Source organism: Methylomonas koyamae (assembly GCF_006483455.1).
In the GTDB taxonomy this organism is placed as follows: domain Bacteria; phylum Pseudomonadota; class Gammaproteobacteria; order Methylococcales; family Methylomonadaceae; genus Methylomonas; species Methylomonas koyamae_B.
On the sequence record NZ_PPPU01000014.1, the window covers coordinates 41,530 to 63,519 of the forward strand.

Annotated in this window: 16 protein-coding genes; 14 read left to right on the forward strand and 2 right to left on the reverse strand. The window is 59.7% G+C overall.

Annotated features, from left to right (window positions below; translation table 11 throughout):
* Positions 1-17: 17 nt before the first annotated feature.
* From C2U68_RS08490 to C2U68_RS08545, 12 genes are all read left to right on the forward strand, one after another.
* Positions 18-1,322, forward strand: coding sequence for a dihydroorotase (locus tag C2U68_RS08490; RefSeq protein WP_140912058.1), 1,305 nt, complete (start codon positions 18-20; stop codon positions 1,320-1,322).
* 45 nt (positions 1,323-1,367) lie between these two features.
* The gene (locus C2U68_RS08495) at positions 1,368-2,069 is read left to right on the forward strand and encodes a TIGR00730 family Rossman fold protein (protein WP_140912059.1); all 702 of its coding nucleotides are present in this window, start codon (positions 1,368-1,370) and stop codon (positions 2,067-2,069) included.
* 66 nt (positions 2,070-2,135) lie between these two features.
* Positions 2,136-3,122, forward strand: a complete 987-nt coding sequence (locus C2U68_RS08500) for an AAA family ATPase (protein ID WP_140912060.1) — start codon at positions 2,136-2,138, stop codon at positions 3,120-3,122.
* Positions 3,122-4,036, forward strand: a complete 915-nt coding sequence (locus tag C2U68_RS08505) for a DUF58 domain-containing protein (RefSeq protein ID WP_140912061.1) — start codon at positions 3,122-3,124, stop codon at positions 4,034-4,036. The genes C2U68_RS08500 and C2U68_RS08505 overlap by 1 nt, the downstream gene beginning before the upstream one ends.
* Before the next feature lie 14 nt (positions 4,037-4,050).
* Positions 4,051-8,196: an EAL domain-containing protein gene (locus tag C2U68_RS08510; protein WP_186289547.1), complete on the forward strand. Its 4,146-nt coding sequence runs from the start codon at positions 4,051-4,053 to the stop codon at positions 8,194-8,196.
* Positions 8,197-8,213: 17 nt separating this feature from the next.
* On the forward strand, positions 8,214-8,681 hold the full coding sequence (locus C2U68_RS08515) for a DUF4381 domain-containing protein (protein WP_140912062.1): 468 nt from the start codon (positions 8,214-8,216) through the stop codon (positions 8,679-8,681).
* Entirely contained in the window at positions 8,678-9,664 is a 987-nt protein-coding gene (locus tag C2U68_RS08520) for a vWA domain-containing protein (protein WP_140912063.1), read from the forward strand. Before C2U68_RS08515 ends, C2U68_RS08520 begins: the two co-directional genes overlap by 4 nt.
* Positions 9,664-11,469 (forward strand): VWA domain-containing protein, encoded by a 1,806-nt coding sequence (locus tag C2U68_RS08525; RefSeq protein ID WP_186289548.1) that lies wholly within the window; start codon positions 9,664-9,666, stop codon positions 11,467-11,469. The genes C2U68_RS08520 and C2U68_RS08525 overlap by 1 nt, the downstream gene beginning before the upstream one ends.
* Before the next feature lie 39 nt (positions 11,470-11,508).
* Positions 11,509-12,798 carry a hemolysin family protein gene (locus C2U68_RS08530; protein WP_140912064.1) on the forward strand — a complete coding sequence of 430 codons (1,290 nt, stop codon included), beginning with the start codon at positions 11,509-11,511 and terminating at the stop codon, positions 12,796-12,798.
* Between the two features lie 62 nt (positions 12,799-12,860).
* Complete coding sequence (locus tag C2U68_RS08535; RefSeq protein WP_260839269.1) at positions 12,861-13,976, forward strand: efflux RND transporter periplasmic adaptor subunit; 1,116 nt, start codon at positions 12,861-12,863, stop codon at positions 13,974-13,976.
* 3 nt (positions 13,977-13,979) lie between these two features.
* Positions 13,980-17,105 carry an efflux RND transporter permease subunit gene (locus C2U68_RS08540; RefSeq protein WP_140912065.1) on the forward strand — a complete coding sequence of 1,042 codons (3,126 nt, stop codon included), beginning with the start codon at positions 13,980-13,982 and terminating at the stop codon, positions 17,103-17,105.
* Positions 17,106-17,119: 14 nt separating this feature from the next.
* A complete protein-coding gene (locus C2U68_RS08545; protein ID WP_140912066.1) occupies positions 17,120-18,796 on the forward strand; it encodes a BatD family protein in 1,677 nt (558 codons plus the stop codon).
* Between the two features lies 1 nt (position 18,797).
* On the opposite strand, the gene nudE is transcribed toward C2U68_RS08545, so the two are convergent.
* Positions 18,798-19,349, reverse strand: a complete 552-nt coding sequence (nudE, locus tag C2U68_RS08550) for an ADP compounds hydrolase NudE (RefSeq protein ID WP_140912067.1) — start codon at positions 19,347-19,349, stop codon at positions 18,798-18,800.
* 272 nt (positions 19,350-19,621) lie between these two features.
* Between nudE and yrfG the strand changes: the two genes are divergently transcribed.
* Entirely contained in the window at positions 19,622-20,299 is a 678-nt protein-coding gene (yrfG, locus tag C2U68_RS08555; protein ID WP_140912068.1) for a GMP/IMP nucleotidase, read from the forward strand.
* Here the strand turns inward: yrfG and rhlB are convergent.
* Positions 20,214-21,545, reverse strand: coding sequence for an ATP-dependent RNA helicase RhlB (gene rhlB, locus C2U68_RS08560; protein ID WP_140912069.1), 1,332 nt, complete (start codon positions 21,543-21,545; stop codon positions 20,214-20,216). The genes yrfG and rhlB overlap by 86 nt on opposite strands.
* Positions 21,546-21,634: 89 nt before the next feature.
* On the opposite strand from rhlB, the gene trxA reads away from it, so the two are divergent.
* The gene (gene trxA / locus C2U68_RS08565; RefSeq protein ID WP_186289549.1) at positions 21,635-21,973 is read left to right on the forward strand and encodes a thioredoxin TrxA; all 339 of its coding nucleotides are present in this window, start codon (positions 21,635-21,637) and stop codon (positions 21,971-21,973) included.
* Positions 21,974-21,990: the final 17 nt, after the last annotated feature.

Genomic DNA, 21,990 nt, shown 5'->3' on the forward strand with positions numbered 1-21,990 from the left:
GCACAAGGAGGTGCGGCATGAACAAAATCCGAATCGACAACGGCCGCATCGTCGATCCGGCTAACGGCATCGACGCGATCGGATCGGTGTATATCGCCGGAGGCAAAATCGTGGCGGTTGGCGAAGCGCTGGCCGATTTCGCTGCCGAACAAACTATCGATGCGACCGGCCAAGTGGTGTGTCCCGGCTTCGTCGACTTGAGCGTGCGCTTACGCGAGCCGGGCCAGACCCAAAAAGGCAATATCCAATCCGAAACCCGGGCCGCGCTGGCCGCCGGCGTGACTTCGTTGTGTTTGCCGCCCGACACCAAGCCCTGTATCGACACGCCGGCCGTGGTCGAATACATCAAGGACAAGGCCGAGCAGGCCGGTTATGCGCAAGTTCACAGTATCGGCGCGCTAACCCAGCGTCTGGACGGCAACGAGCTCAGTGCCATGTTTGCGCTGAAGCAGGCCGGCTGCATCGCAGTCGGCAATGCCAGTGCCCCGCTCGGCAATTTGCTGATCTTGCGCCGGGCGATGGAGTACGCCAGCAGCCACGATTTGCTGCTGATGTTCCGTGCCAACGAAGCGTCCTTGTCCGGCAAAGGCTGCGCCCACGAAGGCGCGGTCGCCAGCCGCTACGGTCTGCCAGGCATTCCGGAAGCGGCGGAATCGATTGCATTGGCGCAGTGTCTGGAATTGGCCGAATTGACCGGCTGCCGGGTGCATTTCAGCCAGATCAGTTGCAAGCAATCGGTGATCAAGATCCAACAGGCCAAGAAGTACGGTCTGAACGTCACCGCCGACGTAGCGATACACCAACTGCACCTCACCGAAAACGACATGGCACCGTTCGACGGCAATTACCACGTGATGCCGCCGCTACGGGGCACGATAGACCGCCAGTATTTGCGGGAAGCGTTGGCCAACGGCACCATAGATGCGATTTGTTCCGATCACCAACCGCACGATCTGGACGCCAAGCTCGGCGCGTTTCCGGAAACCGAGTCCGGCGTCGCAGCGCTGGAAACGCTGGTGCCGTTGACGCTGGCCCTGACCGGCCAACACCGCATCGGCCTGACGCAAGCGATTGCGGGCCTGACTTGCAACCCGGCGCGGATCATGGGCCTGGCCGCCGGTACGCTGGCCGTGGGCAGCAACGCCGACGTCTGTATTTTCGATCCGGCGCTGGTCTGGCGGGTCGAGCGCCCGGCCTGGCTTAGCGCCGGCTGCAACACGCCTTACTGGGGGCGCGACCTGACCGGGCGCGTGACCCACACCTTACAAGCCGGGCGGATCGCATATTGCCTGCCGGATATTTATGGAGTTAACCGGGGCTGACCCATAGCACCGTGACGGCGGGCAGCCCTCGCCAAGGAATTTAACATGAGTTGCATCAAAAACCGGACCAGCAGTTCCGCTTCGACCAGCATTATCGACGATTTGAAAGGCGACCAATCCTGGCGCATCTTCCGGATTATCAGCGAGTTTACCGAAGGCTTCGATGAATTATCCGGCCTGTGCGACGCGATCTCGATTTTCGGTTCGGCCCGCTTGAAACCGGATCATCCCTATTACGTCAAGACCGTCGAAATCGCCGACCTGCTCAGCAAACAGGGCTTTGCCATTATCAGCGGCGGCGGTCCGGGCGTAATGGAAGCCGCCAATAAAGGCGCGATCGCCAACGACCAACCCTCCATCGGTTTGAATATCGAATTGCCGATGGAGCAAAAACCCAATCCTTACCAGAATATCGCGCTGAATTTCCGTTACTTCTTCGTGCGCAAAGTCATGTTCGTGCGTTATTCGATCGGTTACGTCTGTATGCCGGGCGGTTTCGGTACGCTGGACGAATTCTTCGAAGCGCTGACGCTGATGCAGACCCACAAGGTCTATCCGATTCCGCTGGTGTTGTTCGGCAGCGACTTCTGGAACGGGCTGATGGACTGGATGAAGGCGAAAATGCTCGAATACGGCACCATTTCCGAAGAGGATTTAGCACTGATCACCGTCACCGACGATCCGCACGAGGTGGTCAACATCATGGTCGCCCATCGCGAATGGAAAGACCGGCAACGTAAAAACTAGCCGCAAACGCAACTTTTCGGACCAAGGTCGGTCCCAACTCGGCAACATCAATCAAACCAATTCGACATGACTGCAACAAGTCCCGATTCCTGCCAAGCGGCGCTGCAACAACTCAAACACCATATCAATAGCCAAATCATCGGCCAGGAAGTCCTGGTAGAGCGGATGCTGATCGCGTTGCTGGCCGACGGCCACCTGTTGGTGGAAGGTGCGCCGGGGTTGGCCAAAACCCGCGCCATCAATGTTCTCAGCCAGGGCGTACAGGCCGATTTTCACCGGGTGCAATTTACCCCGGATCTGTTACCGGCGGATTTGACCGGCACCGAAATATACCGGCCGCAGCCCGGCAGCTTCGAATTTCAGAAAGGTCCGTTATTCCATAATCTGATCCTGGCCGACGAGATCAACCGGGCGCCGGCAAAAGTGCAGGCGGCGTTGCTGGAAGCAATGGCCGAGCGGCAGATCACGGTCGGTAAAGCCACCTATCCGCTGCCGCAACTGTTCATGGTGATGGCGACCCAAAACCCGATCGAACAGGAAGGCACCTATCCGCTGCCGGAAGCGCAGCTCGACCGGTTTTTGCTGCACGTCAAAATCGATTATCCGGATGCCGGCCATGAACAAGCCATTCTGCACCTGGCCCGGGCCGAAGCCAAAGGTGCTTTGCAAAACGGCGACTACCAGGCGCCCAAAATCAGCCAGCAAACGCTGTTCGCCGCCCGTGGCGAGGTACTCGACTTATACATGGCCGATAGTCTGGAGCAATACTTATTGCAGATCGTATTAGCCACCCGTAAACCGGCGGCCTACGGCCAGGACTTGGCCGGTTGGATCCAATACGGTGCCAGCCCGCGCGCCAGCATTGCACTGGACCGTTGCGCCCGGGCCAAGGCCTGGCTGGCGCAGCGCGATTTCGTCGACCCGGCCGACATCCAGGACATGGCCTACGACGTACTTCGCCACCGGTTGATTTTGTCCTACGAGGCCGAGGCCGAGGGTGTCACTGCCGACTACGTGGTCAAGGAATTGATCGCCAGGATTGCCGTGCCCTGATGGATGCGCAACACACCGCCGATAACCCGCGGGTGGCGGTTAATCTGAAAGGCTTGGTCGATCTGGCCAAACCGGCCGCCGCGATCAGCCTGGGTCACGCCAATATCCGCGCCGCCCAGAGCGGTAATTACCTGTCGCATCTGAAAGGGCGCGGCATGGCCTTCGACGAAACCCGTCTGTACCAGCCCGGCGACGATGTGCGCCGCATCGATTGGCGCGTCACCGCCCGCACCGGCAAACCGCACAGCAAAATTTTCAAAGAGGAACGCGAGCGGCCGATGTTCATCGCCGTCGATTATCGGGCGGCGATGGCTTTCGCCACCCGCGGCGTGTTCAAGTCGGTGCAGGCCGCCCGTCTGGCCGCATTGCTGGCGTGGGCCGCATTGCAGCAGGGCGACCGCATCGGCGGCCAGATATTCAGCGAAGCCGGTTGCCTGGAATTGCGGCCGCAAACCGGCAAGCCAGCCTTGCTGCGGTTTTTGAATGCCTTGGTAAAACCGGCTTACAGCGGCGACGCGGCCGATCAGCTCGATATTCCGCTGTCCAGGCTGCTACATCACGCCCGCCCCGGCAGCCGGGTTTATATCCTCAGCGATTTTCGCGGTCTGAATCCGGCCGCCGAACGGCATTTGACCAATTTGGCCAAGCACTGCGAAGTGGTCATGGTGCATATTGCCGACCCGTTGGAAATGCGCTTGCCCAGCAAGGGCCGCTACCGATTTACCGATGGCTTGCGGGAAATCCTGTTCGACAGCGCCGACCGGCAACGGGCGCAGTCCTATCAGCAACAGTTTGCCGATCGTCGGCGCCTGCTGCAGAAATTGTCCAGCCAATTGCACTCGCTGCTGATCCCCTGTAGCACGCAGCAAGCTGCTCTGGACGTGCTGACCGGCGCCCGGCCGCATTGCCGCTAGAGGCCCAGTCCGTCATGTCCGGATCCGAAAACTTGCTGCGTCCCGCCAATTTAGCCGCCCCGGCGCCACAGGCGCGGCAAATCGGCGTTGCGCGACCGCTGCATTTTGCCGCCAGCATCGCTATGCTGGCGGCCGCAATTTTTATCGGCGGCTGGCTGGGCATGAAACTGGTGATTCCGCCGGGTTATTCCAGTCCGCTCTGGCCGCCGGCGGGGATCGCACTGGCGGCCTTATTGATATGGGGCCGCCGGTTGTGGCCGGGTATCTGGTTGGGCGCCGTGCTCAACGAATTGACCGCTGCCGCTAATTTTTCCGGGCAATTGAATTCGACTGCCGTCGCGGCCGCGATGTTGATCGCTGGCGGCAGCACCTTACAAGCCGTGGTCGCCTCCGGTTTGTCGGAACGGTATTTGCGGCCGGGCTTGCCGAAACTGGAAACGCCGGGCCGGATCTTGACGTTTTTTGTGTTAGTCGGCCCTTTGGTTTGCGTGACCGCGCCGAGCATAGGCATCGGTGCCCTGTACGGTTTGCAACTGATGCCCGGCGACGAGGTACAAAACTCCTGGCGCAATTGGTGGATCGGCGACAGCCTGGGCGTGATGGTGATCGCGCCGTTGCTGTTCTGCGCCTTCGGCCGGCCGCATGCCTTGTGGCGGGCCCGGCGCTTGAGCGTGGCTTTGCCGCTATTGGGCACTCTGCTGGCGCTGGTGTTAGTGTTCACGCAGGTGTTTCGCGCCGAGCAAACCCGAATCCAGCAGACCTTCGATAACCGGGCGGCCGCCGTCGAAACCCTGTTGGCGGAATACACCACCCACGTTGTCGACAGTAGTCTGGCGCTGCGGGATGTATTCCTGGCGTCCAGCGATATCAGCCGCGAGCAATTTAGCGGCTTTGCTCGCGGTATCTTGGAGCGGCATCCGGAAATCCAGGCGCTGGAATGGTTGCCGAGAATACGCCACCCGCAACGCGCCGGCTTCGAAGCTAAATTGCGGCAGGAAGGCTACGCCGGATTCCGCATCACCGAACGCGACCCCAGCGGCCGTTCGGTGCCGGCCGGCGAACGCGCCGAATATTTTCCGGTGGCCTACGTCGAGCCGATGGCCGGAAACGAGAGATCCTTCGGGTTGGACTCGGTATCCAATCCGCTGAGTAAACAGGCCAAGGATGCCGCGCGGGCCAGCGGCAAGCCGACCGCATCGGCAGGGCTAAGTCTGGTGCAGGCCGATGGCGCAGTTCCGGGCGTACTGGTGTCTATCCCGGTATTCAAAATGGCGGCAGCGGCGGCAGACAGCGATTTCATCGGTTTCGTCTCGGCGGTAATTGTGCCGGCGCGGATGTTGGAGGTCGTCACCCAGGGCCTGAACACGCAGTCCTTGGATATCAGTATCGAGGATACCGCCGGCAACGGCGTCTACACCGAATTGTTCGCCAAGCGCTTACCCTCGACGATGCGCCAAAATTACGCATTGCAGGATTGGCAACGAGTCTTCAAATTCGTCGACCGCGATTGGCGGGTGACGATAATGCCGAGCAGCCAATTCATCAACGAACAAGGGTCTTCGGTGTTATGGGTGACCTTGCTCGGCGGCCTATGCTTTACCAGTTTGTTGAATATCATGCTGTTGATCGTCAGCGGCCGCACCGCCGCTGTCGAAGCCTTGGTCGAACAGCGCACCCGCGATCTGGAAACGGCGGTATCCGAACAAAAAGCCGCGGCGCAACAGGCGCGCGAGTCCGAGCTTAAATTGCGCACTATCGTCGATTCGCAACCGGAGTCCGTGAAACTGCTGGCGCGCGACGGCCGGCTGCTGCAGATGAATCCGGCCGGCCTGGACATGATAGAAGCCGATTCGCTGCAACAGGCCCAGAATTGTCGATTGGAAGACTTGGTCGGCGCCAAATACCGGGATCAATTCAAAAAATTGATCCGTCGGGTGTTCGCCGGAGCGTCAGGTACCTTGGAATTCGAAATCACCGGATTGCGCGGCGGCCAGCGCTGGCTGGACACTCATGCCGTTCCGATGCGCGACGCCGACGGCAACATTACCGCCTTGTTGGGCTTGTCGCGCGATATCACCGAACGCAAACTGGCCGAAGACGATTTAAAGCTGGCTGCCCGCGTGTTCAGCGAGGCTCACGAAGGGATTCTGATTACCGACGCCGAGGCCAACATCATCGACGTCAACCCCACCTTTTGCGAGATTACCGGTTACAGCCGCGACGAGATGGTCGGCAAAAAACCCAATATTCTGCAGTCGGGTAAATACGGTCCGGAATTCTACGCCGAGATGTGGCGCGACTTGCAGCAACAGCAGCATTGGCGCGGCGAATTATGGAACCGCAAAAAGAACGGTGATCTGTATGCGGAATGGTTGACGATTTCCGCATTGTGCGACAGCGACGGCCGCATCACGCATTACATCGGCCTGTTTTCCGACGTGACCCAAGCCAAACAACAGCAACAGTTGTTGGAGCTGGTGGCGCATTACGATCCGTTGACCCGGTTGCCAAACCGGATTTTGTTTGCCGACCGCTTGAGCCAGGCTATTGCTCACAGCAAACGGGAGAAGTCGTTGCTGGCGATCTGCTTTCTGGATCTGGACGGTTTCAAACCGGTCAACGACCTGTTCGGCCACGACATCGGCGACCGGGTGCTGGTGGAAGTGGCGGAGCGCATCAAGAATACGATTCGCGAGGAGGACAGTGTGTCGCGCCACGGCGGCGACGAATTTGCCTTGCTGCTACGCGATATCGACACCCTCGAGCAATGCGAACAGGCCATTTTGCGTATCCATCAGGCGATCTCCGAACCCTTCTCGGTCGACGGCCAGCAAATCACGGTCGGTGCCAGCAGCGGCTACACCTTATATCCGCTGGACGATGCCGATCCGGACGGCTTGCTGCGGCATGCCGATCACGCCATGTATCAGGCCAAACTGGCCGGCAAGAACCGTTGCCAATTGTTCGATGCGACCCAAGACCAGCAAATCATGCATCGCCACCAACAATTGCGCGATATCGAAGCGGCCTTCGTGAATGGCGAAATGTGTTTGTATTACCAGCCCAAGGTCGATATCAAGCGCGGTCAGGTTGCCGGCGTCGAAGCCTTGATCCGCTGGTTGAGTCCGCAGCGGGGCATGGTGCCGCCGCTGGAGTTTCTGCCGGCCATTGCCTCTACCGATTTGGAAATCCGCATCGGCAACTGGGTGATCGAGCAGGCCTGCCGCGATCTGGCGGCCTGGCAGGCACTGGGCTTGAAATTAGAAGTCAGCGTCAATATCTCTTCCTACCATTTATTGTGGCCGGGAATTCAGGAGCACATAGCCGGCATCTTGCGGCAACATCCCGAAATCCGGGCACAGTCTTTGCAGCTCGAAATCCTGGAAAGTACCGCGCTGGACGATTTGAGCGCCGTGAACCGCATCATCAAGAATTGCCGCGAGCAGCTGGGTATCAGTGTGGCGCTGGACGACTTCGGCACCGGCTATTCGTCGCTAACCCATTTGCGACATTTGTCGGTCGATACCGTGAAGATCGATCAAACTTTCGTCCGGGACATGCTGGACGATCCGGACGACTACGCCATCATCGACAGTGTGATTGATTTGAGCCAAGCCTTTAACCGTAAGGTGGTCGCCGAAGGCGTCGAAAATCAGGACCAAGGTGTGGTGTTGCTGTTGCTCGGCTGCCGATTGCTGCAAGGTTATGCGATTGCCAGGCCGATGCCGGCAGCGCAGATCGCCGATTGGGTGGCAGCCTACCGGCCTTTTGCCGACTGGGATTTCTATGCCAACGCCGAGTTGACGCCGGAGCAGACCATGATTGCGATTCGGCGTTGCGACGCCCGCCAGTGGTTGCAGCGGGTACGCGACTGCCTGTTTGCGGCCGGACAACAGCCGGTACCGGCCTGGCCGATCATGGATCGCCAGCGCACCCATTTGGGGCGCTGGCTGCGTCAGGCCCGGCAGGAGCGGCAGCACGCCGAGGACTGGCTGGAGCGGCTGCTGCAACTGCAGCAAAATTTGCACAGCCAAGCCGATCGCTTGCAAGGACATTACGATGCCGGCGAGTTGGCGGCAGCCCAAACCGGTTTTGCCGATTTACAGGCGGTACAGCGGGAAATCGACGAAAGCCTGATCCTGTATACTCAACTGCCCTGAATTCGATAACGCCAACGATGGAACAATTGCCGTTAAGAGATATTCATTTGCCCGACGCCGTCGATTTTTGGCCACCGGCGCCCGGTTGGTGGGCTTTGGCGCTATTGCTGCCGGCATTAGTGTTCGGTTTGCGGCAGCTTTATCAACGAATACGTCGGCGCAGTGCCGTTAAAATCGCCGGCAAATTGCTGGAAGCCATGCGTAGCGAGCCCACAGGCGATGCCAGACAAACTGTGGCGGCCTTGTCCGCCTGGTTGCGTCGGGTCGCGCTGAGTACCGCACCGCGGCGCGACGTGGCCAGCCTGAGCGGCCATGCCTGGCTGCAATATCTGGATCGTTCTTTGCCGGATGCGCCGTTCACACAGGGGCCCGGACGTTGTCTGGCCGATGCCCACTACCGGCCGCAGCCGCCGAACGACGCGGAATTGGATGCCTTGTTCGAGCTATGCGAACGCTGGTTGAAACAGCAGGCGAAAAAATCATGATGACGCTGGCCTGGCCTTGGCTGTTGCTCCTGATACCGTTGCCGCTCCTGCTGCGCCGCTGGTTGCCGGCCCAGACTCCGACCCGGCAGGCGGCATTGAAGACCCCGTTTCTGGACGATTTCGGCAGCGATCCGGGTCACATCGTCGGCAGCGAGCGGCGTTGGCCGTTGTGGCTGGCGGTTTGCGCCTGGCTTTGCCTGCTGTTGGCGGCGGCCCGGCCGCAGTGGTTGGGCGAACCGTTGGAGCAAGCGGTCAGCGGCCGCGATCTGATGTTGGCGGTGGATGTCTCCGGCAGCATGCAGGAAGAAGACTTTCTGTTGGAGAAACAGCGGGTCGACCGGCTGACCGCGATCAAGCAGGTGGCGGGAGAATTCATCATGCGCCGCGCTGGCGACCGCCTCGGCCTGATTCTGTTCGGGACCCAGGCTTATCTGCACGTCCCGCTGACTTTCGACCGCAAGACCGTGCAGACCTTGCTCGGGGAAGCCTTTATCGGCATCACCGAAGACGAGCCGAAAACGTCTATCGGCGATGCCATCGGCTTGGCGATCAAACGCCTGCAAGACCAGAAAGATGCCAGCCGGGTCTTGATCCTGTTGACCGACGGCGCCAACACCGCCGGCGAATTGACACCGCTGAAAGCCGCAGAACTGGCAGCCGAAAACCACTTGAAAATCTATACCATCGGCATCGGCGCCGACGAAATTTTGGTGCGTAGCCTATTCGGCACCCGCCGGGTCAATCCCTCAGTGGATTTGGACGAGAAAACCTTGACCGCGATCGCCGAGGCCACCGGCGGCCATTACTTCCGCGCCCGCAACACCGAGGAATTGGAGCGCATCTACCAAATGCTGGACCAACTGGAGCCGGTGGAAAAGGACAAACAATACTTCCGGCCGCGGAGCGAGCTGTTTCATTGGCCGTTGGGTCTGGCTTTGATATTGGCCGGCTTGATCGCGGCCGGGCGGTTACGGTGGAGCTGATGCCGGCAGAATTCCATTTTTTACGCCCGCTCTGGTTTCTGGCCTTGCTGCCGGCCGCCTTGCTGTTGCTGAAGTTAGCCCGCCACCGGCAAAGCCGGGCGAATTGGACTGAGGTTTGCGATGCCGAGCTATTACCGTTTGTGCTACAGGACCAGCCGGCGGCAGCGCAGCGGCGCTATAGCCTGATCGGTGCCGCGCTGGCGACCGTGCTGGCGATTGTTGCGTTGGCCGGGCCGACTTGGGAACGCTTGCCCAGCCCGGCTTTTCGCAACGATGCGGCACTGGTCATCGCGCTGGATTTGTCCAAATCGATGGACGCCGCCGATATCAAGCCCAGCCGCATCGGCAAGGCTCGCTACAAAATCGCCGACCTGCTGAAACAGCGCAAGGACGGCCAGACCGCACTGCTGGTTTACGGCGGCGATGCCTTTACCGTGACGCCGCTGACCACCGACACCGCCACCATCGACAGCCAGTTGTCGGCATTGACCACCGACATCATGCCCAGCCCCGGCAGTCATACCGCCATTGCCATCGAACACGCCGCCAATTTGTTGCGTCAGGCCGGACTGGCCAAAGGCCATATCCTGTTGGTGACCGACGGTGCCGATGCCGACGTGGCGGCACAGGCCGAGCATTGGTTGCGCGGTTACCAATTATCGGTATTGGCGGTCGGTACCGCCGACGGCGCGCCGATCCAGGCGGCCGGCGGCGGTTTTTTGAAAGACCGCAGCGGCAATATCGTGGTGGCGAAGATGGACGAAGCGACCTTGGCGACTCTGGCTCGCAACGGCCGCGGCCTTTATCAGCCGGTAACGGCCGGCGACGAAGATGTCGAAGCCTTGAGCCGGGTGTTCAATTCCGCCGTAACCGATCCGCAAAATCAGGACTCCAATTTGCTGTTACAGCAATGGGACGAAAAAGGCCCATGGCTGTTACTGCTGGTGTTGCCGTGGGCGGCCGGGCAATTCAGGAAAGGCTTGTTGCTCTGGTGCCTGTTGAGTCTGGCGCCGCTGCCCAGAAACAGCTATGCGCTGGATTGGCAAAGCTTGTGGAAAAATCCCGACCAACGCGCAAAGCAGGCCTTCGAGCAGCAACAATACCAGCAGGCGGCCGAGCAATTCCAAGACCAGGCTTGGCGCGCCGCCGCCCAGTACAAAGCCGGCCAATACGAACAGGCCGCCGAGTCCCTGAAACACGCCAACAGCGCGGAAGGCCACTACAACCGCGGCAATGCGCTGGCCCTGGCCGGTCGTTTGCCGGAGGCGGTGCAGGCTTATCAGCAGGCCTTGCAACTCGATCCGCAGCATCAGGACGCAAAATACAATAAAGAATTGGTCGAGAAAAAATTGCAGGAGCAGCAGCAACAGCAACAACAGCCGAACCAGAGCCAGGACCGCCAGCCGCAGGACGGCGGACAAGAACAGCACGCGCAAGACCGGCAATCCCAGTCAGGTCAGGCAGACGGCGACCGGCAGAACGAAGCGGCCAAGCAGCAGCCGGGCGAGCAATCGGCGGCGGACCAGCGCAAGCAGGCCGAGCAACAATCAAAACCGGCGGAACAAAACCCCTCGGATAGCCGGCAAACTGCGCAGCCGGATCGGGCTCAAAATCAGCCCAAGGATGCCAAGTCGGAAGCGCAGCCGGCGGAAGCGGCCGCCGAGGTCGAGCGCAACGAAACCGAACGCGCCAACGAACAGCTATTGAAACGTATTCCCGACGAGCCCACCGGTTTGTTGCGGCGGAAATTCAAGTATCAATACAGCCAACGCAATCGCCGGAATCAGGCCGACAGCCCCTGGTAAAGCGATGCCCAAACCGTTCCACAGACCGACGAAAAGACGATGGATATTGGCCTGATAGTGTTTTTGATTGTGCTCAACGGCGTGTTTGCCATGTCGGAAATGGCCTTGGTGTCTTCCGGTTTGGCCCGCTTGCAGAAATTGGCCGGCGAGAAGCGGGCCGGCGCCGCCACCGCCTTGAAACTGCACCAAGACCCGTCGCGGTTTTTGTCGACGGTCCAGGTCGGTATCACCTCGGTCGGCATCCTCAGCGGCGCGCTCGGCGAAGACGCCCTGACCGAACCGTTGCAGCGCTATCTGGCCCAATTTCCCTGGTTGGCGCCGTACGCCGACAGCATCGCCCTGATCGCGACCGTGGTTGCCATCACCTATTTTTCGGTCGTGGTCGGCGAATTGGCGCCCAAGCGGCTGGCGCTGCTGAATCCGGAACGGATTGCGTTGGCCGTGGCCAAACCGATGAACACGTTGGCAGCGCTCGCCAGCCCGCTGGTGTGGTTGTTGTCCTCGTCCAGCTCGCTGCTGCTGCGTTTGTGCGGCGCCCAGCGGCCGCCGCAGGCCAGCGTGACCAACGAGGAAATCAAATTGCTGATGGAAATCGGCGCCGAGTCCGGCGTATTTCATGCCAGTGAGCGCCATCTGGTCGGCAATGTGATGAAGCTCGACGAGCAGCGGGTCGGCGCGGCGATGACGCCGCGGCTGCAGATTTACGCGGCCGACCTGGATGACGGCGATGCCGAGGTGCGGCGCAAGCTTGCCGAATGCCCCTATGCCAGAACCGTGATTTGCCGCGGCGGGCTGGACAACATCGCCGGGGTGCTGACCCGTAGCGAATTGCTGCAGCCGGCGATGAGCGGGGCGGCCTTCGAAATCGCACCGTTCGTGCACACGCCGCATTACGTGCCGGAGACGATGACTTTGGTGCAACTGCTGGAATATTTCAAAGCCAACCAGGTCGACCTGGCTTTGGTCGCCAACGAGTACGGCGATATCGAGGGCTTGGTCACGCTGAGCGACGTATTGAAAGCCATCGTCGGCGAATTGCCCGGCGCCGACCAGGATGTCGATATTGCCGAGCGGGCCGACGGCTCCTGGCTGGTCGACGGCGGCGTCTCGGTGCAGCGCTTGAAATCGCTGATCGGCTTCAGCGGCGAGCTCCCCGGCGAAGCCGACAATGCTTACCACACGGTGGGCGGATTCGTCTTGTTTTACCTGGAAGATATTCCGCGCATTGCCGAAGCCTTCGAGTACCGGGAATGGCGGTTCGAGATTGTCGATATCGACGGCGTGCGCATAGACAAAGTGCTGATCACGCCGCGGCCGGGCGAAGAATAAGTGCCGGGGTGGCCGATTGCGGCCGTGCCGGGCAAGCAGATTACTGACCAAAGGAAAAAACCATGCAAGCGCAGCGATTCTTAACCCTGATCTCCGCTTTATTGTGCTGGGCCGGGCCGGTGCCGGCCGCCGACATGAAACCGTTGCTGGAGGCCTCGCCGGCGTTGATGAAATTGTTGACGATTGACGAAGTCAGGCCCGGCGAGATGCGGGAGTCGTTGAGCCTGTCGGCGCGGGTGGATTTGGATCAGCATCGAGTGGCCCGGATCGGGGCCAGCGTGACCGGCCGCATCACCGAAATCAATGCGATGCTGGGCCAGAACGTCAAGAAGGGCGACCGGCTGGCGTTATTGAACAGCACCGAACTGAGCCAGGCCCAATCGGATTACCTGAAAGCCACGTCGCAAGTCAATCTGCGGCGAATCACGGTCAAGCGCGCCGAGCGGCTGCTGGAAAGCGGCGTGATCGCCGAAGCCGAACTGCAGGAACGCCAGGGCGTACTGGCCGAAGCCGAAGTGGATCTGCGCGCCGCCAGCGACCGCTTGCGGGTGATGGGCATGAACGAGGCCGATTTGAAGCGGCTGGACAAGCAGCGCAGCATCCATTCGTTTTCGCCGGTAACATCCAGCATCGACGGCGTCGTGATCGAGCGTAACGTCGCCATCGGCCAGGTGGTGCAGCCGGCCGACAGCCTGTACACGGTCGCCGATTTGTCGCAACTGTGGCTGGTGGCGGAAATTCCGGAACAGCAGGCGCACTGGGCCCGGCAGGGCGATCAGGTGCTGGCGGAAGTGCCGGCGTTGCCCGGTGAGAGCGTCAGCGGCAAACTGATCTACGTTTCCGATCTGGTCGATCCCGACACCCGCACCGTGACGGTCAGGATGGCGTTGGCCAATCCGCAGCGACTGTTCAAGCCGCAGATGCTGGCGACTTTAAAAATCAGCAAGCCCGGCGCCCAGTCCCTGCTGATTCCAAGCCCGGCGGTGGTGCGGGAAGATGATAAAGACCACGTGTTCGTGCAGACTGCCGACAATCGGTTCGAATTGCGCCCGGTCAAACTCGGCCGCGAGGAAGCCCAAAAACGCGAATTGCTGGCCGGTCTGCGCCCCGGCGAAAAAATCGTCGTCAACGGCGCCTTTCATTTGAACAACGAACGCCTGCGTAGCGCGTTGGAGTAAGCCATGATCAACCGTTTGATAGAACTGGCGCTGCAACAACGGATTTTGGTGGCGGTGCTGGCGGTGGCGGTGGCGCTGTTCGGCGTCCGCGCAGTGCGGCAGCTGTCGGTGGATGCGTTTCCGGACGTGACCAATATTCAGGTGCAAATCGCCACCGAAGCCGCCGGAAAATCGCCCGACGAGGTCGAGCGGCTGGTGACCGTGCCGTTGGAAATCGCGATGGCCGGCTTGCCGGGACTGGAGGAAATGCGCTCGCTGAATAAAAACGGCCTGTCGCTGATTACGCTGATCTTTACCGATAAGACCGAGGTCTATTTCGCCAGGCAATTGGTGATGGAGCGCCTGATCGAGGTCAAGCAGCAAATGCCGCCCGGCGTCAATCCGGTGCTGGGCCCGGTGTCGACCGGCCTGGGCGAGGTTTACCAATATACGCTGGACCGCGACGATGACGGCGAGCGGCCGTTGACCCAGGAAGAGTTGCAGTTTCGGCGTGAAGCACAGGATTGGGTGGTCAGGCCGCTGTTGCGCGGCATTCCCGGCGTCGCCGAGATCAATTCCCAGGGCGGTTACGTCAAGCAATACCAGGTTCTGGTCAACCCCAACCGCTTGCACCACTACCGGATTTCGCTGAACGAGGTGTTCGAGGCCTTGGCCCGAAACAACGCCAACAGCGGCGGCGGCGTGTTGCCGCATTATGCCGAGCAATATTTGATCCGCGGCGTTGGTTTGATTAACGACGTCAACGACATCGCCAATATCGTGTTGAAGGAGGACGACAGCGTGCCGGTGCACATGCACGACGTCGCCGAAATCAAAATCGGCCACGAAGTGCGGGCCGGCGCGGTCATCAAAAACGGTTACACCGAATCGGTTGGCGGCATCGTCATGATGCTGCGCGGCGGCAACGCCAAGGAAGTGGTGAGCCGGATCAAGCAACGGGTGGCGGAAATCAACGCCAAGGGCATGCTGCCGGGCGGCTTGAAAATCGTGCCGTATTACGACCGCAGCGATCTGGTCGACGCGGCCCTGCACACCGTGACCAAAGTGTTGATGGAAGGCATCGTCTTGGTCGTCATCATCCTGTTTCTGTTCCTGGGCGACGTGCGCTCCAGCCTGATCGTGGTCGGTACCCTGATCGTGACGCCGCTGGTGACTTTCATCATGATGAACCAATTGGGCTTGTCGGCCAATTTGATGTCCTTGGGCGGCCTGGCGATTGCGATCGGTTTGATGGTGGACGGTTCGGTGGTGGTGGTCGAGAACGCGTTCCGCTTGCTTGGCGAGCGCAAGGGCCGCGCCACCAGCCGGGTGCGGGTGGTGCAGGCCGCGACCCAGGAAGTGGCGACGCCGGTATTGTTCGGCGTCGGCATCATCGTCTTGGTGTTTTTGCCGTTGATGACGCTGCAGGGGATGGAAGGCAAGATGTTTGCGCCGCTGGCTTACACCATTGCGATCGCGCTGCTGATTTCGCTGGTGGTGTCGCTGACCTTGTCGCCGGTGTTGTGCGCGTTTGCGTTGGAGGGCCACGACGGTGAACACGATACCCGCTTGATTGCGTTCATCAAGCGCCATTATCTGCGCTTGCTGGATTTTTCGATGGCCAACCGGCTCAAAGTGGTCGGCGCCGCCGTGGCGGCCTTTGTCGGCGCTTTGGTGTTGTTGCCCTTGCTCGGCACTTCGTTCATTCCGGAAATGAAGGAAGGCTCCATCGTGCCGGGTATCAACCGGATGCCGAATATCTCCTTGGAAGAAAGTATCAATGTCGAGATGCAGGCCATGAAAATGGTGATGCAGATTCCGGGCGTCAAAAACGTGGTGTCCGGCGTCGGCCGCGGCGAAAGTCCGGCCGATCCGCAATCGCAAAACGAATCGACGCCGATTGTGACCTTGAAACCGCGCGAGGAATGGCCGCAAGGCTGGACTCAGGACGACATTGCCGATGCGATGAGCGACAAGCTGATCGAAAATCTGCCCGGCATGCAAGTGGTGATGGCGCAACCGATTTCCGACCGGGTCGACGAGATGGTGACCGGGGTGCGTTCCGACGTTGCGGTCAAGGTGTTCGGCGACGATCTGGCCGAACTCAAGCGGCTGGCCGATGCGATTGCCGGGGTGGCTAACGGCGTCAGCGGCGCCCGCGACATTCGGGTGGAACGGCTGACCGGTCAGCAATATTTGAACATTACCGTCGACCGCCAGGCGATCGCCCGCCACGGTCTGAATGCGGCGGACATTCACGATGTGATCGAAACCGCGATTGCCGGCAAAGTCGCCACCGAAATTTACCAGGGCGAGCGGCGCTTCTCCGCTGCGGTGAGATTGCCGGAAGCCTTCCGCAACAATATCGCTGCGATCGACCAATTGATGTTGACCTCGCCGAACGGGGCGCGGGTGCCGCTGGGCGACGTGACCAAGATCAGCCTGAACGACGGCCCGGCCCAGATCAGCCGGGAAATGGGCAAGCGGCGGATCGTGGTCGGCATTAACGTGCGCGACCGCGACTTGGGCGGCTTCGTCGCCGAGTTGCAAAAGGCCGTGGCCGATAAGGTCAAATTGTCGGAAGGATATTATCTGCAGTGGGGCGGTCAGTTCCAGAACATGGAGCGGGCCTTGGGCCATTTGCAAATGATCATTCCGGTGACGATTGCGGCGATTTTCTTTTTGTTGTTCATGCTGTTCAAATCGCTACGCTTTGCCGCGCTGATCATCCTGGTGCTGCCGTTCGCTTCGATCGGCGGTATCGTCACGTTGTTTTTGAGTGGTGAATATTTGTCGGTGCCGGCTTCGGTCGGTTTCATCGCCTTGTGGGGTATCGCGGTGTTGAACGGCGTGGTGTTGGTCTCCTATATCCGGGCCCAGCGCGAGAGCGGGCTGAGCCTGGAATATGCGGTGCGCCGCGGCTGCGAACAGCGTTTCCGGCCGGTAATGATGACGGCGACGGTGGCCTTGTTGGGCTTGGTGCCGTTTCTGTTTGCGGTCGGGCCCGGTTCGGAAGTGCAAAAGCCGCTGGCCATCGTCGTGATCGGCGGCCTGATCAGTTCCACATTATTGACTCTGGTGGTATTGCCGGTGCTGTACGGTTGGTTCGACGACCGTCAGGATGTTCATAAACCGTTTTCGATGAGATGAGCGGATTTTTGTCTATGCGTACTAGTGTGTCGCCCTGGTGGTTGGGGATATTGTGGTTTTGGCTGAGTGCCGTTGCCGGCGCCGCCGAGATCGGCGTTGCGGTAGACCGCAATCCGGTGGCTTTGAACGAGTCGTTTCAAATTACGTTTACCGCAACCGAGCAACCGGACGGCAATCCGGATCTCGAGCCCTTGCGGCAGGATTTCGAGATCGTCAACCAGCAACGCAGCAGCAGTGCCTCCTGGGTCAACGGCAAAAGCAACCGCAATGAGCAATGGGTTTTGACGGCGATGGCCAAGCGCAGCGGCGAGTTGACGATACCGGCCATTGCCTTCGGTGCCGACAGCAGCAAACCGTTGGCGCTGACGGTGACTGAAGCCGCGCAGCCCACCGCGAAGGACGATGAACTGTTCCTGGAAGTCTCGGCGACGCCGGAGCAGCCCTATGTGCAGGCGCAGGTGATTTATACGCTGAAACTGTTCCGCCGGGTGCAGATCACCCAGGCCAGTCTGGCAGAGCCGGAAATCAAGGATGCCCTGGTGGAAAAACTGGGCGAGGACAGTACTTACTCGACCCAAATCAAGGGTGTCGACTATTGGGTCACCGAGCGCAAATATGCAATTTTTCCGCAGCAGAGCGGCCTGTTCACGATTGCGCCGCTGGTGTTGAATGCGGAATACATCAGCAGCCGGCAGCAACCGCGTTTCAACGGCTTTTTCAACCGGCCCAGCACCGAGACCCGGCGAGTGGTCTCCAAAGCTGTGACCTTGAACGTGCGCGCGGCGCCGGCCGAATTCAAAGGCGCCTGGCTTAGCGCAGAATCTTTGGAGTTAAGCCAGGGTTGGTCCGATTCCAGTTTGCAGGTCAAAGTCGGCGAGCCGCTGACTCGCACCTTGACCCTGAAGGCCAGGGGGGCGACGGTCGGCCAATTGCCCGAGCTGTTCGACAAAACCCCGATCGACGGCATCAAGACCTATCCCGACCAGCCGCTGTTGCACGAGGATAAACAAAGCGACGGTTTGACCGCGTCGCGCGAGGAGAAAATCGCCTTCATTCCGTCCAAACCCGGCGAGTACAGTTTGCCGGCGCTTAAGATCCAGTGGTTCAATTCCAAATCCCAGAAAATCGAGGTGGCGGCTTTGCCGGCCTTCAAAATCAAAGCTTTGGCGGCGGCCGAGGTCGCCACGCCGACGGCTTCCGCTGCCGAGTCCGAACCGGAGCAGGCCAGCCCGATAACGGCAACGCCGATCGCTGTCACTTCCGATAGCGGCGTTCGGCTGTGGCAGGCGGTTTCGGCTGTCCTGGCCATGGGCTGGTTGCTGACCGTAATCGGATTCGTAAGGTCCGGCCGGCAGCGGCGCCAAACTAGGGCTGCCAGTATGGCGCAGTCGGAAAGCGCGCTGGAAAAAGCGATAAAGCGAGCTTGTTGGGAAAATAATCCGCAAGCGGCCAAGCAGTTATTGCTGCAATGGGGCAGGGCCGAATTCGGCGCCGACAGTCTGGCCGGGTTGGCGAGCCGTTGCGATCAGCCGCTGTGCGACGAAATCAACGACTTGAATCGCTTGTTGTACGCACCCGGCGGGCAGGAGTGGCAGGGCCGCGACTTGTGGACCGCATTCAGCGGCCAAGCCCGCCGCGCAGCCGCGCCGGCGCCCCTCGGCGACGGCCTGGAGCCCTTATTCAAAATTTGAGCTAACCGCGCCGTTCGAGATGAGCCAGAGCCATGTACAGTGCGGCGATCGAACGGGCTTCGCTGCATTCGCCGCTGGCCAGCAGGCTGTCGATGCTGCGCAACGACCAGGGCACTACCTGTAATTCTTCCGGTTCGTCGCCTTCCAGCTTCTCCGGGTACAGTTCTTCGGCCAGGATGATGTCTATGGTGTGTTCCAGATAAGACGGTGCCAACGAGACCCGGTGCAGATGCTCCAGTTTGCCGGCGCCATAGCCGATTTCTTCTTTCAATTCCCGGTTGGCACCGCTGAGCATGTCCTCGCCGGCGTCGAGTTTGCCTTTCGGCAGTCCCAGTTCGTAGCGGTGGATGCCCGCGGCATATTCCCTGACCAGCAATACCGTTTCCGGGTCCAGCATCGGTACGATCAGTACCGCGCCGTGCGAGCTGTTGCGCGCCAGCCGTTCGTATTGGCGGCGTTCGCCGTTGCTGAATTCCAGATCCAGCGCTTCGATGCAGAATTGGCGGGTTTGGGCCAGCACCGTTTGTTTTAGAATTTTGGGTCGCTTGGGCATCGTGGGGCGGGTTTGGGTTAGTTAGGCCGAGTTTATGGCCGGAAGTTGTCCGCCGTATGTTCGGCAGCGGCCGGTATCGGCATGGGCTGGCCGAATCCGAGTCGGGGTTTAACTGTCAGTTTACGCATCATGCTTCTTGGGTCTAGCGCCTGGACTTGCGCTGGCATTGTAAAACGTTGCCGCTGCGGCGGATAGCATCGAATTCCCCGGCGCTGCCGCTTCGCGCGGTGCGCGGCTTATAATCGGCGAATATTTAACGGAGATCTCTAGCAATGTTGGATTGGCGGCAAATCGATACGGTGATGTTGGACATGGACGGCACCCTGCTGGACCTGAATTTCGATAACCATTTCTGGCAGGAATTCGTACCCTTGCGTTTTGCCGAGTTGCACGGCTTGACTCTGGAGCAGGCCAAGCAGGAGTTGGCGCCGCGGTTCAAGGCGATGGAAGGCCGTTTGGAGTGGTATTGTCTGGACTACTGGAGTAGCGAGCTAAATTTGAACATCGCCGGATTGAAGCAGGAATTGGCTGGTCTGATCGCGGTGCATCCCCATGTGGTGGAGTTTTTGGATGCGCTGCGCGGCCGGCGGCGGCTGTTATTGGTGACCAATGCCCATCGCGACAGTCTCAGTCTGAAAATGGAGAAGACCTGTCTGCACCGGTTTTTCGACGAGATTGTCACTTCCCACGATTTCGGCTTTGCCAAGGAGCAGCAGGGATTCTGGCAAGCGTTGCAGGAGCGGCATGTATTCGAGAAGCAGCGCAGTTTATTGGTCGACGATAGTCTGGCCGTGCTGCACTCGGCCAGGCAATTTGGTATCGCTCATCTGGTCTCGATCAGCAAGCCGGACAGCCGGCGTCCTGTCAGGCCGATTGCGGAGTTTCCGGCGATTGAGGATTTTCGGGCGTTGATGCCGGGCTTGCTGCCGGATGCGGCCGATGTTCCCTAGGCTTACGGTCGGGCCGGGGCGGGCGTTTACCGTGCTGGACTACTCGTTCCCGCGGTTCGCGGCGCTCGGGCTTGGCGACCTGATCGGCCAGGAGTTCCGGTTCGATCGATGCTACCGGTACTTTTTCGCCGATATAGTCTTCGATGTCCGGCATCGAGTAGGCGTATTCCTCGCAGATGAAGCTGATCGCTTCGCCGCTGGCGCCGAAGCGGGCGGTGCGGCCGATGCGGTGCACGTAATCTTCGACGTCTTGCGGCAGGTCGTAGTTGAACACGTGGGAGACGTCCGGAATATGCAGGCCGCGGGCGGCCACGTCGGTGGCGATCAGCAGGTTGACCTGGTTGTCCTGAAACGCGGCGAGCAGTTTTTGGCGCTTTTCCTGCGGCACGTCGCCGCTCAACATCGCGACTTTGTAGCCGTTGGCCTGCAGGTAGTCGTCCAGCCGTTCCGCGCAACGCTTGGTGTTGACGAAGACGATGCTGCGTTGCGGCTGGTGGTGTTTCAATAAGCCCAGCAGCAACGGAATTTTCTGGTCGTTGGCCGGGCAATAGGCGATTTGGCTGATCGCTTTCGAGGTGACTTCTTCCGGTTCGATCCGGATCAGCACCGGGTTGTTCATGTGTTCGTAAGCCAGTTCGGTGACTTTGTAGGACAGCGTGGCCGAGAACAACAGGTTCAGGCGTTTATCGGCCGGCGGCATCCGCCGTAGCAGAAAGCGAATGTCTTTGATAAAACCCAGGTCGAACATGCGATCGGCTTCGTCGAGTACCGTGACCTGGATGTTATCCAAGGTGAATGCGCCCTGTTTGTAAAAATCGATGATGCGTCCCGGCGTGCCGATGATGATGTCGACGTTGGTTTTGATCTTGTCCAGCTGTTTTTGGTAGTCGGTGCCGCCGTAAATCAACGCGAATTTCAGGTTCAGATACTTGCTCAACACCAGCGCGTCCTTGTGGATCTGGATCGCCAGCTCGCGGGTTGGCGCTAATATCAAGGCCCGCGGGTTCTTGATTTTTTCGCTTTCGTCGTTGATCAGGTGCTGGAACGTCGCGAGCAGGAAGGTCGCGGTCTTGCCGGTGCCGGTTTGCGCTTGGCCGGCGATGTCTTTGCCGCGCAGGGATAAGGGTAACGACTTGTCCTGGATCGGGGTGCAGTTGATGAATCCCGCTTCTTTCAGACCTTTGATGATGGAGTCGGACAGCTCCAAATTGCTAAATCGCGTTTCCGTTAAGTGTGTTTTTTTCATAACTCGCTAGAATAACTCAAAACGGTGCGCGGTTGAAATCGATTGACAATTTAAGCGCGGCGAAACTATATTCATTGCTTTGCAAACTTATGGAGAATGGCGTGAGCGACCTAGTGCTTCATGTATCAGACGCTGATTTCAACGAAACTGTGTTAAAAGCCGGCTCGCCGGTATTGGTCGACTACTGGGCCGAATGGTGTGGCCCTTGCAAAATGATTGCTCCGGTGCTGGATGAAATTGCAGCCGAGTACCAAGGCAAACTGACCGTCGCCAAACTCAACATCGACGAAAACCCGAAAACCCCGCAACATTACGGTGTGCGCGGAATTCCCACTTTGATGATTTTCAAGGGCGGCGAAGTCGAGGCTACCAAAGTCGGCGCCTTGACCAAGTCGCAGTTGGCCGCGTTTATCGACAGCAACCTGTAAACAGGCTGTAACCGGAC

Coding starts and splice junctions, on each gene's coding strand:
- C2U68_RS08490 (WP_140912058.1), top strand. CDS start 18: ATGAACAAAATCCGAATCGACAACGGCCGCATCGTCGATCCGGCTAAC.
- C2U68_RS08495 (WP_140912059.1), top strand. CDS start 1,368: ATGAGTTGCATCAAAAACCGGACCAGCAGTTCCGCTTCGACCAGCATT.
- C2U68_RS08500 (WP_140912060.1), top strand. CDS start 2,136: ATGACTGCAACAAGTCCCGATTCCTGCCAAGCGGCGCTGCAACAACTC.
- C2U68_RS08505 (WP_140912061.1), top strand. CDS start 3,122: ATGGATGCGCAACACACCGCCGATAACCCGCGGGTGGCGGTTAATCTG.
- C2U68_RS08510 (WP_186289547.1), top strand. CDS start 4,051: ATGTCCGGATCCGAAAACTTGCTGCGTCCCGCCAATTTAGCCGCCCCG.
- C2U68_RS08515 (WP_140912062.1), top strand. CDS start 8,214: ATGGAACAATTGCCGTTAAGAGATATTCATTTGCCCGACGCCGTCGAT.
- C2U68_RS08520 (WP_140912063.1), top strand. CDS start 8,678: ATGATGACGCTGGCCTGGCCTTGGCTGTTGCTCCTGATACCGTTGCCG.
- C2U68_RS08525 (WP_186289548.1), top strand. CDS start 9,664: ATGCCGGCAGAATTCCATTTTTTACGCCCGCTCTGGTTTCTGGCCTTG.
- C2U68_RS08530 (WP_140912064.1), top strand. CDS start 11,509: ATGGATATTGGCCTGATAGTGTTTTTGATTGTGCTCAACGGCGTGTTT.
- C2U68_RS08535 (WP_260839269.1), top strand. CDS start 12,861: ATGCAAGCGCAGCGATTCTTAACCCTGATCTCCGCTTTATTGTGCTGG.
- C2U68_RS08540 (WP_140912065.1), top strand. CDS start 13,980: ATGATCAACCGTTTGATAGAACTGGCGCTGCAACAACGGATTTTGGTG.
- C2U68_RS08545 (WP_140912066.1), top strand. CDS start 17,120: ATGCGTACTAGTGTGTCGCCCTGGTGGTTGGGGATATTGTGGTTTTGG.
- nudE (WP_140912067.1), bottom strand. CDS start 19,349: ATGCCCAAGCGACCCAAAATTCTAAAACAAACGGTGCTGGCCCAAACC.
- yrfG (WP_140912068.1), top strand. CDS start 19,622: ATGTTGGATTGGCGGCAAATCGATACGGTGATGTTGGACATGGACGGC.
- rhlB (WP_140912069.1), bottom strand. CDS start 21,545: ATGAAAAAAACACACTTAACGGAAACGCGATTTAGCAATTTGGAGCTG.
- trxA (WP_186289549.1), top strand. CDS start 21,635: ATGGAGAATGGCGTGAGCGACCTAGTGCTTCATGTATCAGACGCTGAT.